The 15,887-nt window shown below is 66.9% G+C and carries 10 protein-coding genes, 3 tRNA genes and 4 pseudogenes; 6 read left to right on the top strand and 11 right to left on the bottom strand.

What is annotated here, in order from left to right; all coding sequences use genetic code 11:
- Positions 1-851 (bottom strand): NAD(P)-binding domain-containing protein (locus ACFW6B_RS09900; protein WP_386593903.1); only part of this gene is annotated, 851 nt, incomplete at its 3' end.
- A gap of 171 nt (positions 852-1,022) precedes the next feature.
- Between ACFW6B_RS09900 and ACFW6B_RS09895 the strand changes: the two genes are divergently transcribed.
- Together ACFW6B_RS09895 and ACFW6B_RS09890 are read left to right on the top strand one after the other, a co-directional pair.
- Positions 1,023-1,391 (top strand): ArsR/SmtB family transcription factor, encoded by a 369-nt coding sequence (locus tag ACFW6B_RS09895; RefSeq protein ID WP_386593902.1) that lies wholly within the window; start codon positions 1,023-1,025, stop codon positions 1,389-1,391.
- Between the two features lie 25 nt (positions 1,392-1,416).
- Entirely contained in the window at positions 1,417-1,953 is a 537-nt protein-coding gene (locus ACFW6B_RS09890) for a DinB family protein (RefSeq protein WP_386593900.1), read from the top strand.
- 71 nt (positions 1,954-2,024) lie between these two features.
- On the opposite strand, the pseudogene ACFW6B_RS09885 reads toward ACFW6B_RS09890, so the two are convergent.
- From ACFW6B_RS09885 to ACFW6B_RS09875, 3 genes and pseudogenes are all read right to left on the bottom strand, one after another.
- A pseudogene (locus tag ACFW6B_RS09885) lies at positions 2,025-2,192 on the bottom strand (FAD-dependent oxidoreductase); the annotation flags it as partial.
- Entirely contained in the window at positions 2,189-2,992 is an 804-nt protein-coding gene (locus ACFW6B_RS09880) for an aquaporin (protein WP_386593898.1), read from the bottom strand. The gene ACFW6B_RS09880 and the pseudogene ACFW6B_RS09885, both read right to left, overlap by 4 nt.
- 38 nt (positions 2,993-3,030) lie before the next feature.
- Positions 3,031-3,345, bottom strand: a complete 315-nt coding sequence (locus tag ACFW6B_RS09875; protein ID WP_386593896.1) for an ArsR/SmtB family transcription factor — start codon at positions 3,343-3,345, stop codon at positions 3,031-3,033.
- Between the two features lie 276 nt (positions 3,346-3,621).
- Here ACFW6B_RS09875 and ACFW6B_RS09870 point away from each other — a divergent pair, with 276 nt between their 5' ends.
- Positions 3,622-4,041: an arsenate reductase ArsC gene (locus ACFW6B_RS09870; RefSeq protein WP_386593895.1), complete on the top strand. Its 420-nt coding sequence runs from the start codon at positions 3,622-3,624 to the stop codon at positions 4,039-4,041.
- 1,207 nt (positions 4,042-5,248) lie between these two features.
- Here the strand turns inward: ACFW6B_RS09870 and ACFW6B_RS09865 are convergent.
- The 4 genes and pseudogenes from ACFW6B_RS09865 to ACFW6B_RS09850 form a co-directional block, all read right to left on the bottom strand.
- Positions 5,249-5,374, bottom strand: coding sequence for a hypothetical protein (locus ACFW6B_RS09865; protein WP_386593893.1), 126 nt, complete (start codon positions 5,372-5,374; stop codon positions 5,249-5,251).
- Positions 5,375-5,582: 208 nt separating this feature from the next.
- The gene (locus tag ACFW6B_RS09860) at positions 5,583-5,978 is read right to left on the bottom strand and encodes a hypothetical protein (protein ID WP_386593890.1); all 396 of its coding nucleotides are present in this window, start codon (positions 5,976-5,978) and stop codon (positions 5,583-5,585) included.
- A 347-nt stretch (positions 5,979-6,325) separates the two neighbouring features.
- Positions 6,326-12,147, bottom strand: a pseudogene (locus ACFW6B_RS09855) (RHS repeat-associated core domain-containing protein); the annotation flags it as partial.
- Positions 12,148-12,526: 379 nt separating this feature from the next.
- Positions 12,527-12,739: pseudogene (locus tag ACFW6B_RS09850) on the bottom strand (IS3 family transposase); the annotation flags it as partial.
- A 306-nt stretch (positions 12,740-13,045) separates the two neighbouring features.
- On the opposite strand from ACFW6B_RS09850, the gene ACFW6B_RS09845 reads away from it, so the two are divergent.
- Complete coding sequence (locus ACFW6B_RS09845; protein WP_386593889.1) at positions 13,046-13,876, top strand: glycoside hydrolase domain-containing protein; 831 nt, start codon at positions 13,046-13,048, stop codon at positions 13,874-13,876.
- A 149-nt stretch (positions 13,877-14,025) separates the two neighbouring features.
- A pseudogene (locus tag ACFW6B_RS09840) lies at positions 14,026-14,283 on the top strand (hypothetical protein); the annotation flags it as partial.
- A gap of 596 nt (positions 14,284-14,879) precedes the next feature.
- On the opposite strand, the gene ACFW6B_RS09835 reads toward ACFW6B_RS09840, so the two are convergent.
- The 3 genes from ACFW6B_RS09835 to ACFW6B_RS09825 form a co-directional block, all read right to left on the bottom strand.
- Positions 14,880-14,953: transfer RNA gene (locus tag ACFW6B_RS09835), tRNA-Ile, on the bottom strand.
- Positions 14,954-15,119: 166 nt separating this feature from the next.
- Positions 15,120-15,192: transfer RNA gene (locus ACFW6B_RS09830), tRNA-Asn, on the bottom strand.
- A gap of 5 nt (positions 15,193-15,197) precedes the next feature.
- Positions 15,198-15,270: transfer RNA gene (locus ACFW6B_RS09825), tRNA-Asn, on the bottom strand.
- A gap of 145 nt (positions 15,271-15,415) precedes the next feature.
- Here ACFW6B_RS09825 and ACFW6B_RS09820 point away from each other — a divergent pair.
- Positions 15,416-15,721, top strand: a complete 306-nt coding sequence (locus tag ACFW6B_RS09820) for a YtxH domain-containing protein (RefSeq protein WP_386593887.1) — start codon at positions 15,416-15,418, stop codon at positions 15,719-15,721.
- The last annotated feature ends 166 nt before the right edge of the window (positions 15,722-15,887 follow it).

Below are 15,887 nucleotides of genomic sequence, written 5' to 3'. Positions count from 1 at the left end.
ACGGCGTCGGTGCGGAAGCCGGTGACCGCGTCGGCGTGGCCGTCGTCGACGGCGGCCTTCGCGGCGAGGCCCAGGGCACCGCGGGCGGGGAGCTGATCGGCTTCGCCGCCGCCGAAGGTGGAACCGGAGATGCCCCGCCGCAGGATCCAGACACCCTTGGTGCCCGCGCCGTCGTCCGCCTTGGCCAGGTCGGCGAGATAGGCCAGCGCGGTGAACGCGGAGGCACCCGAGCCGATGACCGCCGTGCGCCTGCCCGCGTACCGGGCGCGGACGGCCGGGTCCTTGAGGTCGGGCACACGGTAGGTGATGCGGTCGGAGGCGGCCTTTTCGCCCAGGGCCGGCAGGCCGCTGGCGCCGGCCGGGCTCGGGGTGGTCCAGGTGCCGGAGGCGTCGATCACCGCGCGGGCGAACAGCCGCTCCTCGCGGCCGTCCGCGTGGGTGACGTGGACGACGAACGGCTGGGCCTCCCGGTCGGCGTCCACGATGCGGTCCCGGCCCGCCCGGGAAACACCGGTGACGGTGGCGCCGAAGCGGACCTTCTCTCCGAGGACGTCGGCGAGCGGCTGGAGGTACCGCTCGGCCCAGTCCCCGCCCGAGGGGTAGGTGGCCGCCTCCGGCCTGACCCAGCCCGTCGGGGCGAGCAGCTTCTCCGCCGCGGGATCGGTGACCTCACCCCAGGTCGAGAACAGCCGGACGTGCGCCCACTCGCGCACCGCCGCGCCGGCGACGGGACCGGCCTCCAGGACCAGCGGGGTGAGACCGCGGTCGACCATGTGGGCGGCGGCCGCGAGTCCGGCGGGGCCGGCTCCGATCACGACGACGGGCAGATCGGTGGTGACAGGCGCGTTCACGGTCGACTCCTCGTTATTTCGACATCCGTCGATGGCTTGCGCCGCCAGCATGGCACCTGATTCGACAAGCATCAACATAGACATTCATCGAATCCTCTCTCCGGGCGAGGTGATCAGAGGTGGCCGATCCGGCCCTCGCCTGGCTGGTTCGATGTATGTCAACATAGATGCATGTCGAATACGAAGGCGTTGCCGCTGCTGGAACCCGAGGCCGCCGGGACGGTGGCCCCGTGCTGCCCGCCGCTGAGCGAGCGGCCGCTGACGGTCGAGGAGGCGGAGCGGACCGCCGCGATGTTCAAGGCTCTCGGCGATCCGGTGCGACTGCGCCTCTTCTCCCTCGTCGCCTCCCACGAGGGCGGCGAGGCCTGCGTGTGCGACATCTCCGACGTCGGCGTCTCCCAGCCGACCGTCTCCCACCACCTGAAGAAGCTCAAGGAGGCCGGCCTGCTCAGCTCCGAACGGCGCGGCACCTGGGTCTACTACCGGGTGGAGCCGTCGGTGGTCGCCGCGATGGGGCAGATGCTGGGCACCATGGGCTGAACACGCCCGAGCGGAGGTGGGTTCGGTGTGCGAGTCCGCGGTGGGCCGCGAGGCGGTCCATGAGGAGATGGAGCGCGTCCGTGAGGCGTTCCATCAGCTCCTCGACAACGCCGCTGAAGCCGACCTGCGCCGGCCGACCGACGGCACCCGCTGGACCAATGAGCAACTGCTGTTCCACATGCTCTTCGGCTACGTCCTGATCCGGCCCCTCCTGGTCCTGCTACGGGTCTCCGGACGACTGCCGCACGGAGCCGGTCGAACCTTCGCCCGCCTCCTGAACACTGCCACCAGGCCCTTCGACGTCGTCAACTACCTGGGCCCCCTGGGTGGCGCGAAGGTCCTCGGGCGCCGCCGGATGGGGAGGCTGTTCGACCGTGTCATCGCCGACCTGCACCGTCGCCTCGACGCCGAACGGGAAACCGACCTCGCGCTGAGCATGCACTACCCCACCCGCTGGGACCCCTTCTTCCGCGACGTCATGACCATCGCGGACCTGTACCACTACCCGGCCCAGCACTTCGATTTCCACCGCCGACAGCTCACTCTGGCGGCGGGAAGTTGACGGGAGAACGCAGGAGCCGACCGTCGGTGCGTCCCCTTTCAGCGACGGGCGGTCCGTGCGAAGCCGACCAGGGCCGGCGAGAACAGGTGGAGCGATTCCCAGGCGTGCTGCCAGGCGCCGCCCGGTGCGGTCCGGGCATCGAGGATGACGAACTCGATGCCCAGTCTGCGCAGGTGATACCCGGCGGCGAGCCCGGCTTGGCCACCGCCGATCACCACGACCTGGGTTGTCGGCGTCATTCGGTGGGCTGCTCGGCTTCGCGCCGACCGGGCATGAAGATGAGTGCCACCAGCGCGAGCCCGATCACAGCGCCGACGAGCTGCATGCCGATGAAGGCTGGGACCGAGGCGGGTGCGATGCCGGCGAACGTGTCGGTGAACGCGCGGCCGATCGTGACCGCCGGGTTGGCGAAGGACGTGGACGAGGTGAACCAGTAGGCGGCACCGATGTACGAGGCGACCGCGACGGGCGCGAAACGCAGCCGGTCCGTGCGGGCCAGCCCGAAGATCAGCAGGATCAGCCCGGCGGTCGCGACGACTTCGCCCAGCAGCAGATGCCCCGCCGAGCGGTCGTGGGTGGACCATTCGACCAGCGGTTCACCGAACATCGCGTCGGCCAGGATCGCTCCGGCGATCGCGCCGACGATCTGAGCGGGTACGTAGACCGCGGTCTCGCGCAGGGTGACCCCGGCGCCGCCGCGGCGGGCGGTCCACCACTCGGCCAGGGTGACCACCGGGTTGAAGTGCGCGCCGGAGACCGGGCCGAGCAGGGCGATCAGGACGCCGAGGCCGAAGACGGTGGCGGTGGAGTTGGCGAGCAGTTGCAGGCCGACGTCCTCGGTCAGTCCGGTGGCCTGGATGCCGGAGCCGACCACGATCGCGACCAGGGCCGCGGTGCCGACCAGTTCGGCCGCCGCCCTGGCGATCAGCGGGGGCACCTGGGGCGGAGTGGCGCCCGGCGCGGGCTGCGGCACGGGCCCGTCAGGGGCTGCGCCGGATCCCTTGGCGCCGTCGCGCTCGGTGGCCTCGGTGGCGGTCAACAGGACTCCTCGTTGCAGGTCGCCGCAGGGTGCGGGAATCAGGGACAGGACCGCTTGACGTCGTTCTCGGCGGTGGCGCGCGCGGTCTCCGCCAGGTCGGCGAGCCGGCCCGCGAGGGAGGCGATGACGTCGGGCTTGAGGCGGTAGTAGGTGAACCGGCCGCACGGCTCCGTATCGACGACGCCGGCCTCGCGCAGCACCTTCAGATGGTTGGAGAGGTTGGTCTGCTTGACTCCCGTCTCCTCGATCAGGTGCGTGCTGCACAGCGTCTCCCTGGCGAGCAGGGTGACGATCCGGAGCCGGAGCGGGTCGGCCAGAACCCGCATCAGATCAGTGTCGACCGACATCATCATGGACTGATACTTTCACATCACTCCATACTGATATCAGTGCGGAGTGATTCCTGGGACCCGCATCCCCACGCAGGTGGGGACCCACGCCCCCGAAGGGGTTCCCATGACCGCACCCCCGCCCCCTGCCCTGCCCTGCCCTGCCGGATGAGCGTCTCTCGGCCGACATCGCCGGTCTCGCCCTCCGCCACCGCGGACGCTTCTCGCCCGAGGCCGTCCAGCGCCTCGTGATCGCCGTCGTCCGCACGATCCGCTCGATCACCTACGAAGGAAGAACCGATGTCCTCCAGCCCGCTCGCCTCCGTGCTCTTCGTCTGCGTCCACAACGCCGGGCGCTCGCAGATGGCCGCCGGATTCCTGAACCACCTCGCGGGCGACCGGATCGAGGTCCGCTCCGCCGGCTCGATCCCGGGCGACCGGGTCAACCCGGCCGCGGTCGAGGCCATGGAGGAAGTCGGCGTCGACATCTCCGACGCCGAGCCGAAGATCCTCACCACCGAGGCCGTCCAGGCGTCCGACTACGTCATCACCATGGGCTGCGGCGACGCCTGCCCGGTCTTCCCCGGCAAGAAGTACCTCGACTGGGCCCTCGAAGACCCGGCCGGCAAGGGCGTCGAGTCCGTCCGCCCGATCCGCGACGAGATCAAGACCCGCATCGAGGCCCTGATCGCCGAGATCGACGCGAAGCGGGAAGCGTGACGTCCGGGACCGGGACCGGCATACGTGAGGTCATCGTCGCCTGACCCGGACCTCGCGCCCGGCACGAACCGCTTTTGCGGCATCCTGCCGGCCTTCTTCCCCGTCGACCCGGTCAGCCACAGCAGGACGGCCCGGCGTCCGGGACCGCTTCGGCGAGCAGCCGAGGCTGCGCGGTCCCGGACGGCCCACCAGCCCCTCACGTCCTGGCGCCGATGCGACCGGTCTCCTCGAAGTCGAGGTCGAACCCGGTCAACAGTCCCACCCGAAGGCCTCCCGGACGCCGAACGGAGCCCCTGCGGACGGTAGCTGACGGACCCCGCCGAAACCCCGCGTCCCCAACACGTCCCCACGGTCATGAACATGAGGTCGGGGAGATGTCGCCGGCTCGTCGGCCCAAGTTCTGCTCGTCAGCGTTCCCGTAGGTCCGCGTGACGTCCGCTCCGCGGGAGAGCGAGAGCCCCGCCGCACTCCGAAGTCGTGAGCAGCGGATTTCGATCCGTTGAGCCGAAGTTGGCGATCCGACACCTCCCGAGGGAAGTTTTCGCAGGTCAGGGCACTTCTTTGGTGGGGCGGGCGGGACTCGAACCCACGGCCGACGGATTATGAGTCCTTTGAGGATCTTGGCGGCCCTTACGCTTCTATGCTCATCCTTGACGTTTTCCCTGCTCAGAGCGCATGCAGCGTGCCCGTTGCCTGGGCCCTTTGTCAGTCTGTTCCTGTCCTTGCGTCCCCAACGCGTCCTCATGGGGACGGACTCCAGGACCCGGGGAAGGATCCCGGAAACTCGACGCCGGCAACAGAACCCACCCGCAGCGGATTCTGCTTCCAACGCGCAAAGGCTCCACCTCTGAACCGGGACGGAGCCTCTACAGCCATTTCCACACAGGCGATTCTCAATCGGCGTTACACGAGCACTACCGGCTCGGCGAGGAAGCCGAAGCACAGTAACGGTGACGCCGAGGCGGCGCACGCCGCCTCGGCGGTTTTGCCCAACGCCCGAGAGGCCGTTCTCTTTCCGGAACTCGCGTGTGGATTCCGCTGGTCAGACATGGGATGGCGGCTGCCCTGGAAGCCTCGACTCGTCGCTGTCGGGTGATCGGCCTCGAGCAGTGTCTGGAGGCGTTGGCCGAGGAGCTCGAGGACGAGTCTGAGATGCCGGGTGCTCCAGTCGGCGAGGCGACTGGCCCCGCCAGCAGGCGAAGAAGGCTTAGACGAGCGGCCGGGGCAGGAAGTCCGCGGGCATCGCCCGCCATTTGATGCCGTTGTCGACGAGATAGCGCACCTCGTCGGTCATCTGCCAGCGGCAGTAGCCCTCCGAGCGCCCACAGGCCAACCCACCTAAACCAGCGCCGTTTTCGAACCCCACCGACCACACGAACAGAAAGAGAACGGTCAGTCAGGTCGTTGGTGTGATGAGTGGAATCACCACACCAACGACGAGGAGTCCCGCCTCCTCACCACGCCTTCCGACCAGCTCACTTCACCCCGGAGGAACAGGATGAAAGAGGTTCACTGACCGCACTGAGCACCGAATCCCATCCTCACAGGCCGAGACCTCCATGAGCCGCCAGTGCCAAACCTACAAGAAACGAGAAAACCGCGACAGCTGCCCGAGGCCAGGCCGATCGCCCATCCTTCACAGCCGCATTCAGTTCCAACAGAGTCATGGCGGCGGCACCGGAGAGGATCGGAACCCACAAGGTTTCCAGGTCGGACACTCCGATATCCGTCACGGAGCCCGTGATCAGTGTGCCGATCAGAACTCCCAGGACGGAGGCGGCTATCGAGATGGGGGTGAAATGCAGGAAAGGGACATCCTTCCTCCGCGCATCTCTTCCCGTCCAGATCCGCAGGGCAACCAGCGAATATGCAACCAAGGTCAGCACCGCAGTCGCCAACGCGACGAGGGCGAGTACGCTTGATATTTGTTCAGTCACGGAACGTTCCATTTTCGTCTTAAAATCGGCAGGAACCGCTCCGGGGACCCTGATGGCTCCCCGGAGCGGCAGATGGGTCGCTACTCCCAGAGGAACCCGCAGTCACCCTTCAGACTGTTGAGTCCGAAAATGATACCGAGGGCCCCACCTAGGGCGCCCCCGACTTTCGCCCAGCTCTTCCTGTTCTTGCCCTTCAGATTCCTGAAGAGCCTCTTGATCCGGGTGAAGCTGACGTGGTCGATGAGCTTCACTGCCCTCCTGAGCTTCAGAGAAGCCCCGAAGCCGGTGAAACCGGCGATGAACTCGAACACGGACCAAGCACACACCGAATATTTCCATGCCGTGCCCCACGAAAATTGACCGCTCAGGTCGTACATGGTGATCGGATCCGCAGGATAGCCGTAGGCGTTGGCGCCGCCCCCTGTCACCGGGTCGATCTGAAGAAAGCGTCCGGTGGTCGAGTCGTACAGCCTGGCACCCATCAGCGTGAGGCCGGAGAGCGTTTCTCCGGAACGCAACTTCGCCCCCAGCCAGCCGTACCGCACGGGCGTGCTGCTCTCACGCACATTGCCGTATTCGTCGGTGTCCAGCACCCTCGGCGCCTTGGAGGTGTCCAACGGCAGTTGCGCCGAGACGTCACCGTGAATGTTGCTGAGTTGCAGCACGGTTTCGCCAGTCTTGCTGGTGGTGGCGGCAAAGTCGCCGCCCAGCGACTTCACATGACGAGTGATCGTTCCCGTACCGGTGTCTTCGACGACCCAACTCGGCTGGTCGCAACCGCAATCGTAGTGGTTCACCTTCGACTGGCTCTGAGTCCATGTGCCACCGCTGCTGGACTCGACGATCCAGGAGCGAATCCGCATGGAACCGTCCAGCTTCCAGGTCTGGCGCTGGGTGCCTACCGTCTCTTGGTACGCCCGGTCATTGGTGTAGTAGCCGAGGGTCACACCACCGGGTACAGCTGTGCTCCGACCGAACGCGTCGTACGTGTAGCCGGTGTTGACCTGACGGTCGGCGCTGTCGTAGGCGTAGGTGGTGGTACTGCCTCCTGTGGTCGGACAGTCCAGGCCCGGCGTTCCGACAGCAGAGGTCAGGGACGTGCGGTTGGATCGCTTGTCAAAGGCGTACGTGCGCCTCGTGCAGACCGTGTCCGCCGTGTCCTGGACCGAGGTCAGACGGCCGATGGCGTCGTAGCCGTACACCTGTTCCGTGGTCTCCGCTTCCGACGTCACCTGTCCGTGGATGGACCTGGTGGTGGTGTCGGACTGGACGATCGTCCCGTCACTGGAACGCCGGTAAGTCCGGTCGACCGCAGTACCCGTCGGATCGAGAGTCTGCTCGGCGGTGTAGCCCCCGGGCAGGGTCTCGGCCACTACGGCCCCGTCGGCGTCGTACGAGGCGGTGAAGGTCCCTGCCACGGAGTCGACAGCCTTGGTGGCCAGACCACGTGGCTCAGTCGTGTGGTCGTAGCTGTACGTCACCGTGGACGGAATGTTGTTGCTGCTCTTGACCCGCCGGTCGAGGAGGTCGTACTCCGTGGTGCTGGTACCACCGTCGGCGTCGGTGTACGAGATGGTCCGGCCCAGCTTGTCGAACACTGTGGTCAGGGTGCCACCACTGGTCGACACGGTCTTGGTCGCACGACCGGTTTCCGCGTCGTACTGAGTACGGGCTTCGGGTGTTGCCTGACCTGTCCCACCGGTCATCTGCACCAGGATGACCCGCCCGGCGGAGTCGTAGTCGAACGTGGTGGTTCGAGTGGTGCCGTTGGCCGTTTCCGTGGTCTTCGCCTGGTTGCCCCACCAGTCGTACTCGATTGTCTTGACCGCCAGGGCGGAGGGGTTGGAGCCGCCTCCGCTGATCGCACCCGCAGGACCGGTGGAACAGACCGTGTCAGCCCACTCCGGCCGACCGGCGCAAGTGCCTGTGCCGGTGGCAGACCAGTAGGTGGTGACCCTGCTGGACGCGTCGGTGCCCGTGCCGCCTGGAACGATGACCTTGGTCTCACGCCCCTGGGCGTCGTACTCGGTCGTCTTCGTGATCGCGAGACCGTTGGGGTCTTCGACTGTCTTGACCGCCAGTCCCTTCGCCCAGTCGTAGACCGTTTGGACCACTCGGGCTTCTCCCTGAACGTCCGGGTGCTCACGCACCTGAGCGCCCGTCGTCACCTTGGTGACCTGGTCCTTGATCGCGGCCGTGCCGTCGGTCGGGCGCCCGTCGTCGTAGGAATTGACGACCCAGGACCGTGCCGTGACGGACGTACCGGAGCTCACCAGCGTGGTACTGCCCGACTTCAGGTCCGCCGTCAGGTCGACCCGGCGCAATGGACCGAACTCCTCCATTTCCCGGGTGCCCTTGGCGTTGAAGACCGTGCGCGTGGACAGCAACTCCGCGCGCTCGGCCGTGGGCAGGTTCGAAATTCCGAGATCGTTGCGGACAGCCGTGCTGGCGGCGGACGTACCGACGGCGACAGCCCGGTTTCCTGCCGACAGTTCGCGAACCGTGTTGCCGAAGCGGTCCGTCTCCGTGGTGGTGATGTGTCCACCGGGAACGGCGACATTGACCGTACGCCCGGACGTGCCGAGGTAATGAACCGTGGCCCGCTTGTAGTCACCCGATCCGAGCGAGTCACCCGCATGCGTGGTGGGAACGGAGTCGGCAGGAAAGACTGCCGTCGCATCGGTGGCGACGTCGGTCTGGCCCCACGCCTTCACATCCGTCGCACCCATCGGGTACGGGGCGCCTGTACCAGTCAGTGGCACGTCGTAGACAACGGATGTGGCTGCTTCGCCCTCCACGGTGGCAGCTGTGCCCTGCTTGAGGGCGGACCTCGACGCTTTGAGGAGCATGCCCTCGCCCGCTGCGCTGCTCGATCCTGCCTTGCCGTAGTCGAAGGACCAGGCCAGCTCGCCGGGAGGCGTCAGCTTGGTGACCCGACCTGCGCTGTCGTAGTCGTACTCGGCCTTGAGGGCGGGGAGATCTGGCTGTCCCAAGTCTGCCGTAGCCGTCCCGAACTGTCGTAGGCGTAGCTCTGCACAGCCTTGGCCGTCGCCGATGCCGCCCCCGAGGCGGTGGACCAGAGTCTGATCTCCTTCACCTGGCCGGCGAAATCGCCGAAGGCACTGTCCGTTGCCGTGGTGGAGGTGGCGTACACGTACTCCAGGACCCGACACCCCTTGGTGGAGGGGTCGGCCTTGCAAGCCGTGACGGTGGTGGCGGAAGTGGGAGCGAAGACCCGCTCGGGACGGGCGAGCTCCTTTCCTCCGACCGTGACGGTCTTGGACTCCACGTTGGTCGTCGATTGAGTCAAGCCGTTGTTCCGGGAGCTGCTGACCTGCCAGGTTGTTGCGCTGGTGGGCTTGGTGAACTCCGTTACGGCGCCCTCGGAATCAAGCAGGGTGAAGGACCCGGCCACGTTGCCCTGAAGGGTCAGGGACTCGGCACCAGGCTCAGCGACCCAACCGCTCTGATCGGCATTCGCCGTGAAATGAACCGCAGAGCCATCGGTGGTCACCACGTCCACCGCGGTGTCGGAGACCTTCCGCAGATGGCTGTAGTCGGAGCCCGTGAACTCCACGGCCGTGCCGCTGACCCATTCCTTTCCGAAGATGGGCAACTGGCCTTCCTGCGCCGCGCTGGGAGTACGGGAGGACGCGGAACGCTCCACCGAAAGGCCAAGGTTTGAGACGTCGGTCTCGGACAACGTCAGGTCGCCCGTGAGCAAGTTGAGCGAGCCCGGGCCGATCGCCTCGACCGCGGCGCTGTCTGCGTTGCGATCGACGACGACGCCCAGAGGGTCGGTACTCCCCGATGCACTGCCGGGACCGGTGAAATCAGCCTTGATCTGGACGCTGCCATCCGGATCGACCGTGTCGGTGGCGTTCCAGACCAGTGCGGCGTTCTTGCCCCCGGTCAGCGCGACCGGCCAGGAGGTCAGGGCCGCGCCACCCTGGGTGACGTCTCCGGCTGGGATCCGGGTCCATGCGTCGGCCTCGGAGCGACGCCACGAGAAGGACACGGAGTCGTACTTGGCGGCATCGGCTTCGGCAACCAGCGGCAGACGGCGCGCGGTACGCTCGCCGTCGCTCGGCTCCAGGAAGCCGCCAGGTCCTGCGTGGAAGTCGTACTCGACAGCCTCCGACCTGTTGTCGGCCTTGTCGACGGCGCGCACCTGAAGAGTGTGATTGCCGTCGCGCGGCGGTGTGACCGAGATGCTCTTGGCGGCGCCGGCTCCTCCGGTCGGGACCTTGGTCCACGTGCTGCCGTCCAGCGACCACTCCAGCCAGTTGTGATCAGCCGAAGGAGGAGTGACGGTGAACACGCCGGCCTGACCGACGCCCTTGACCCACTTGTCGGTCGGGTAATCCGTCGACGCGATCCCTGTGGGTGCGGACGGGGCGTTGGTGTCGACAGTAAACGTCTTCCAGGCCGACCAGCCGACGTTGTAGTGGCTGCCGTCGAACGGGCTGGTACGGAACTTGTAGGTCTTGCCGTTGGTCAGGACCCCCGAGGGGACCTTCACCGAGGCGACCTGACCGGACGGCACGAATGGTGAGACCAGAACATCACCGACCTGGGTGTCGGTGGCTGCGTCGAAGATCTGGAAGGTGCCGTCGACCTTGTCACCGTTGGGATCGACGAAGGTATCGCGCAACGTCGGCGTCGCGGTGTTCACCATGTAGGCACCGGAGTAGGAGAAGTACGGGGGCCCCGCCTCCTGCTTGGTTCCGGTTCGCGGCCGGTAGTTGTAGGTGACGACCAGCTTGGGCGGGTTCGAGGTGGCGTTCGCCGAGTTGACCCGCTTCCACTGCGCCGTCGTCTCCTCGCTCGTGGCATACAGGCCCATGTTCCCGCGAGTGACCTTGGCCGACGCCCACTCCTGCACCAGCGTGGTCACGTCGGCGTTGATCCACCCGTCTGGGGCCGACGTGCAGTCGCTGTTGCCGCGGGTCTCCGTGGAGGTGGCCTTCTTCGCCGTCTTCGCCGGTTGCGCGGTCCACCGCGAAGATGTCGACGCGGCCCCGGTCGACCACACCTCCCAGGGGTAGGGCTGGCAGTCGACGTTGCCCGAGTGGAAATTCCACAACGACAGGTCCGCGTCGGTGACCAGCGCGTCCTGAATGGGTGTCGTGTTCCATCCGATGAATGAGCGCGCCGTGCGCGGGGTGCCGTCACTGTTGGTGGTACCAGGATTACCCAGATCAAGCTCGACGTCGCTCGACCAGTCGACGGTCTCACCCTGCTGGACGTAGGTGTCGAAGACGTTGCCCAGCGGAGCGGTCGTCGGGTCTACCGTGACCGGGAACCGTGTTCCGGCATCCGCGAGGAACTTCGCGTCCGGCGTGATGACCAGGTCGACCGATCCCTTGTGCTGAACGACCTTCAGACCGACCCTGGCTCTGTGAGTGTGCTCTCCAGAAACCTTGTCGACACTTGAGTCCCACATCACCGGAGCAGGCATCACTGCCCGCTTCTTGTTCTTCTTGCTGGTGAAGAGAACGCTGCCGTCCTTCAACTGCTTCACTTTCAGGCCCTTGGCCTTCAGCGGAAGCGTGTAGGAGTACCCACCGGCGACGGCCGGGCGCTTCTTTATCTCGACGTACTGCTCGAAGCCCGTGCGGGTCGCCTCGACGACCACGTCTGCGCCGGGTATCGCCTCCGGGTACTCCGCCCGGGTCCCCTCCAGCTTCGGGGCCGGCAGGCCCCCCTTCCACTGCAGCGTGATCTGGTCCTCGCCGCTGCCCAATGTCACCAGATCGGTGGCCTTCGCCGACTGAGCGGCCTTCAGCGACCTCGCCGGAGTGCCCGACTTCCCCGCCAGTCGCAGTCCGTGCGGGTGAGCCTTCGAGACCACCGACCCGTTCGCGGCCCGCACCAGCCCGACATCCACGGCCTGCCACTGCCCGGTCTCATCGTCCCTGAAGCGAATCGGACCAGCGGTCAGCTCCGTCGTCAGCGAACCATTTTTGTTCACCCACGTCGTTGACGTCTCCGTACGTTCCGAAAGCGCCTCGACTCGCTTGCCCGACAGCCTCGCCGCCACCCGGGCCGAGGCGATGTCCACGGCCTGTGCGGCCGCAGCCTTCTTCGTGACGTGACCAGGCTTCGTCCTCGGCTCTGCCGCAAACGCCGGGACGGTGCCGTCCAGCAACGTCACGGGTAACGCCATCAAGAGAGCCCCGGCCACCCATCGGTAGCCTCTCCCCGAGCGCGGCCGCCCACACCCGGGACGCCCTGGTACTCCTAAACCCATGGTTCTCCTACCAGCCAATTCCTCATCCGCCAGAGCGACGGCAAGATGAAGGTAGCCAGCGGCAAAAGACAGGTAAGGGAGACAACTTCCCGCGAGATCGACAACTAGACTCGCGCCCGCTCCTGTGAGAAACGTAACGTTTGGCAAGCGGCCCATGCCCCGAACCGGCGGAGCGGGGAACGGCTGTCCAGAGACCTCGCTCCTGCCCGGCCGCGCGTTCCGCGCTCGTGCCGACTGCTCCGCTTGAGCGGCTCACGCCGAATCGGTGACACACGTTCGCGAACTCCTTGATGCGGCGCATCACCCGCTCGACGCGCTTGTGGTTGACGTCGGTCCCGGCGGCCTTCAGCTCGGCGGTGATACGCGGGACACCGTAGATGCCGTCGGACTCTTCGTGGATCTCACGGATCCGCCTCGTGAGCCGGACATCGTCCCCGGCTCACGCCAGGCGGGTTGGGACGGCCTTCCGCCACCGGTAGAACCCGGACCGAGACACCTCCAGTACCCGGCTCGGCCCCGGAAGCGAGGAAAACTCTCGACGCCAACCCGCTTCCGCGACGCCGACAGGTGCACTCCGCTCGGCGAACCCAGGCCGTCGGCTGGCCGCCAACCGCCTTACGGAAGGCCCCAGTTGTCGTATCGACGGAGACATCCCGACCTCCGGATCTTGGGTAAGGTGCGGAACGCTCCGAACACCAGAGCCATGCCGCGCCGCTACAGGCCCGCCAAGCGCCAGCCCCAACGGGTGCAACACACGCGCTGGGTCCCGTGCGCACCCAAAGCAGCCGTAAGCCGTGATCCGAATGGGTGGAGAATGTCCAGTCACAAGCAGTCCAGAAAAGGCCGCTACATCGCATGGGCGGCCGCAGGCGTCTTAGTCGTCGCCGGCGCCGGCATCGCGGCGCAGACCTCGATGGCAGCCCCCGTCTGGCCTGCTCAGAAGACGTACACCGGCCGCGCCTTCGACACCTGCACCGCACCTTCGGCGGCCGCGATGAAAGCCTGGAAGACCGATGGCTTCTACGGCGCCGCTGCCGTCTACATCGGCGGCAAGAACCGCGGCTGCAGCCAGCCCAATCTCACCACGTCCTGGGTGAAAACGGTCAACGCGGCCGGCTGGAAGCTCATACCGCTCTACGTCGGCGCACAGCCCCCCTGCCAGACCAGCAAGAACCCCGAGAAGTTCACCGCCTCCACCGCGGCATCCCTCGGGGCCGCCAACGCCAACGACGCCGTCACCAAGGCATCCGCGCTCGGCATGAAGACGGGCAGCGCCATCTACCTCGACATGGAGCCCTACGACATCACGGACACGGCGTGCAACGACGCCGTCCTCACCTACGTACGCTCCTTCACCAAGACCCTCCGCGCGAAAACCTACCGGGCCGGCTACTACGGCTTCAGCAGCTCCAGCGCCAAGGCCATCGCCACGGCCACCGACAAGACCGACCTGCCCGGCAACCTCTGGTACGCGCTGTGGGACAAGAAGAACACCACCACTGCGGACTGGCCCTGGGACCCCAAGCTGTTCGCCAACCACAGCCGCGCTCACCAGTACATGGTCAACAGCAAGGAGACCCGGGGCGGCTACACCATCACTGTCGACCGCAACGCCTGGGACGCTCCGGTCGCCATCATCGGCTGAGTTTGCCCTACCTTCCAGGTGCGGGTCCGAGGCGGTCGAGACTGTAAATCGTTCGAGTCTGTTCCGTAGTCGGTGGTGACGGTAAGTGCTCGCCTGTGATCATTGGGCGTGCATGATGCGAACGCGCTTGCGGGAACGTCGTTTCGGGGCTGTCGGCGTCACTCATCAAGGATGTGGCGGACGGCGGCGAAGCAGTCCGGGGTACCGCTCGGACCCGGGATGCCGCCGTTCCCCGTCCGGTGTGCGGGTTGTGCGGCCGGGCGTCCGCCCGGCCGTCGGCCATGCCTGTCCCGTACGCCTCCGCCCTGCGGATGTTGCGGCGAACGCCCCTGCCCACGGTGCGGGTCCCGCAGGTGATCGGGGTCTACGACTTCGCCCTGCGGCGTCGGTACAGCTACGCCACGATCGCGCCGAGGATTCTCGCGGGTAGATCCGATTCGTCGCCACCACGGGGCAGAGGCCCGCCAGCCTGTCCGCCACGTTCCGTGGCGTGCTGCAGCCCATCGGCCTGCACGATGATCCAGCAGCAGGCTACTGACGCCGCCTCACACGCGTGCAGGGATCTCCGGATCAGCCGTCGGGCGCACCGTACGACCGTGCAGGAGACGTGACGGGCCAACAGGATCAAGACCCACACGACGGCGCGCTGGATCTCCGGGAATTCGACGTCCCCCTCCAGCACCCGGTCTACGACGGTCACCAGTCAGGGAACGCTGGAGGCCGGACCCTGAGGCTGCTGCCAACCGGCCCATCAGGGACGCCAAGACTGCACAGCATCAACCTCTGAAGTGATCTTCATCTCAGGCTCACGGGACCGCCGTCTCGGCAGCCCACCCATGATCAAGATCGAAGCGAGAGGGGCGAGCCGGACATGCCGGGCAGCGGCGTCCTCAATCGCGTCCTCATGATCTTGAAACCGCAGCCAGGGCTGCCCTCAAGATCCCCCTGACTCGACCTGACCAGCAAAGTGCCTGGTCAGGCGAGCCTGCCAGGCACTGCTCGGTGGGGCGGGTGGGACTCGAACCCACGGCCGACGGATTATGAGTCCGCTGCTCTAACCGGCTGAGCTACCGCCCCGTTACGGCGCGCCGCGCACATTTGTGCGCGCCGTCTGCCGCAGCATAGCCGCTCATACGATCTCCTGCTCCGGCTGGTCGGCTTCGCCGTGACCAGGAGACCTTCGGCATGCCCTGAGCGATCCCTGCGGACATGAAAAAGGACCCCGAAGGGCCCTCTCTCGTTGCTCTCCCGACTGGACTCGAACCAGTAACCTGCCGGTTAACAGCCGGCTGCTCTGCCAATTGAGCTACAGGAGATCGAGCTCCCCCGACTGGACTCGAACCAGTAACCTGCCGGTTAACAGCCGGCTGCTCTGCCAATTGAGCTACGGAGGATTGATCTCTGCATCGAACGCATCCACCTGGGTATTCGCCAGGGGGCGTGCGCTCGCTGCGACACATACATTAGCGCAAGCAGGGGGGTGCTTTGCCAATCGGTTCCCTCCACACCGATGCCGACCGCAAGGGAAGGGTGGCCGTCATGCGCTACCGGCTCACGTTCGTCGCCGGACTGGCCCTGGGTTACGTGCTCGGCTCGCGGGCCGGACGCGAGCGCTACGAACAGCTGAAGAAGTCCATGCGCCAGGTCGCGCAGAACCCCGCGGTGCGCAACACCGCCGAGACCGCGGCCCAGCAGAGCCGCGAGATCGCGGGCAAGGCGCTGCACACCGTGAGCGAGAAGGTGGGCGACCGCGTCCCCGCCTCGGTCTCGGGCCGGGTGCGTTCCCTGAGGGAGCGCACCACGGACGGCACCGGCGAGGACGACTGGGGCACCAGCAACACCTAGCGACGTGACGGGCGGGGTTCACCCCGTCGCCGTACCGGGAACCGGGGGGGGGGGGGGGGGCCGGGCCCCCCCCCCCCCACCCCCCCCCCCCCCCCCCCCCCCCCCCCCCCACCCCCCCCCCCCCCCCCCCCCCCCCCGGGGGAGGTAAAAAAAAACACAGCCCCCC

Origin of the sequence: Streptomyces sp. NPDC058751 (assembly GCF_042746485.1) — a bacterium.
Lineage (GTDB): Bacteria > Actinomycetota > Actinomycetes > Streptomycetales > Streptomycetaceae > Streptomyces.
This window is presented reverse-complemented; position numbering and strand designations above follow the sequence as displayed.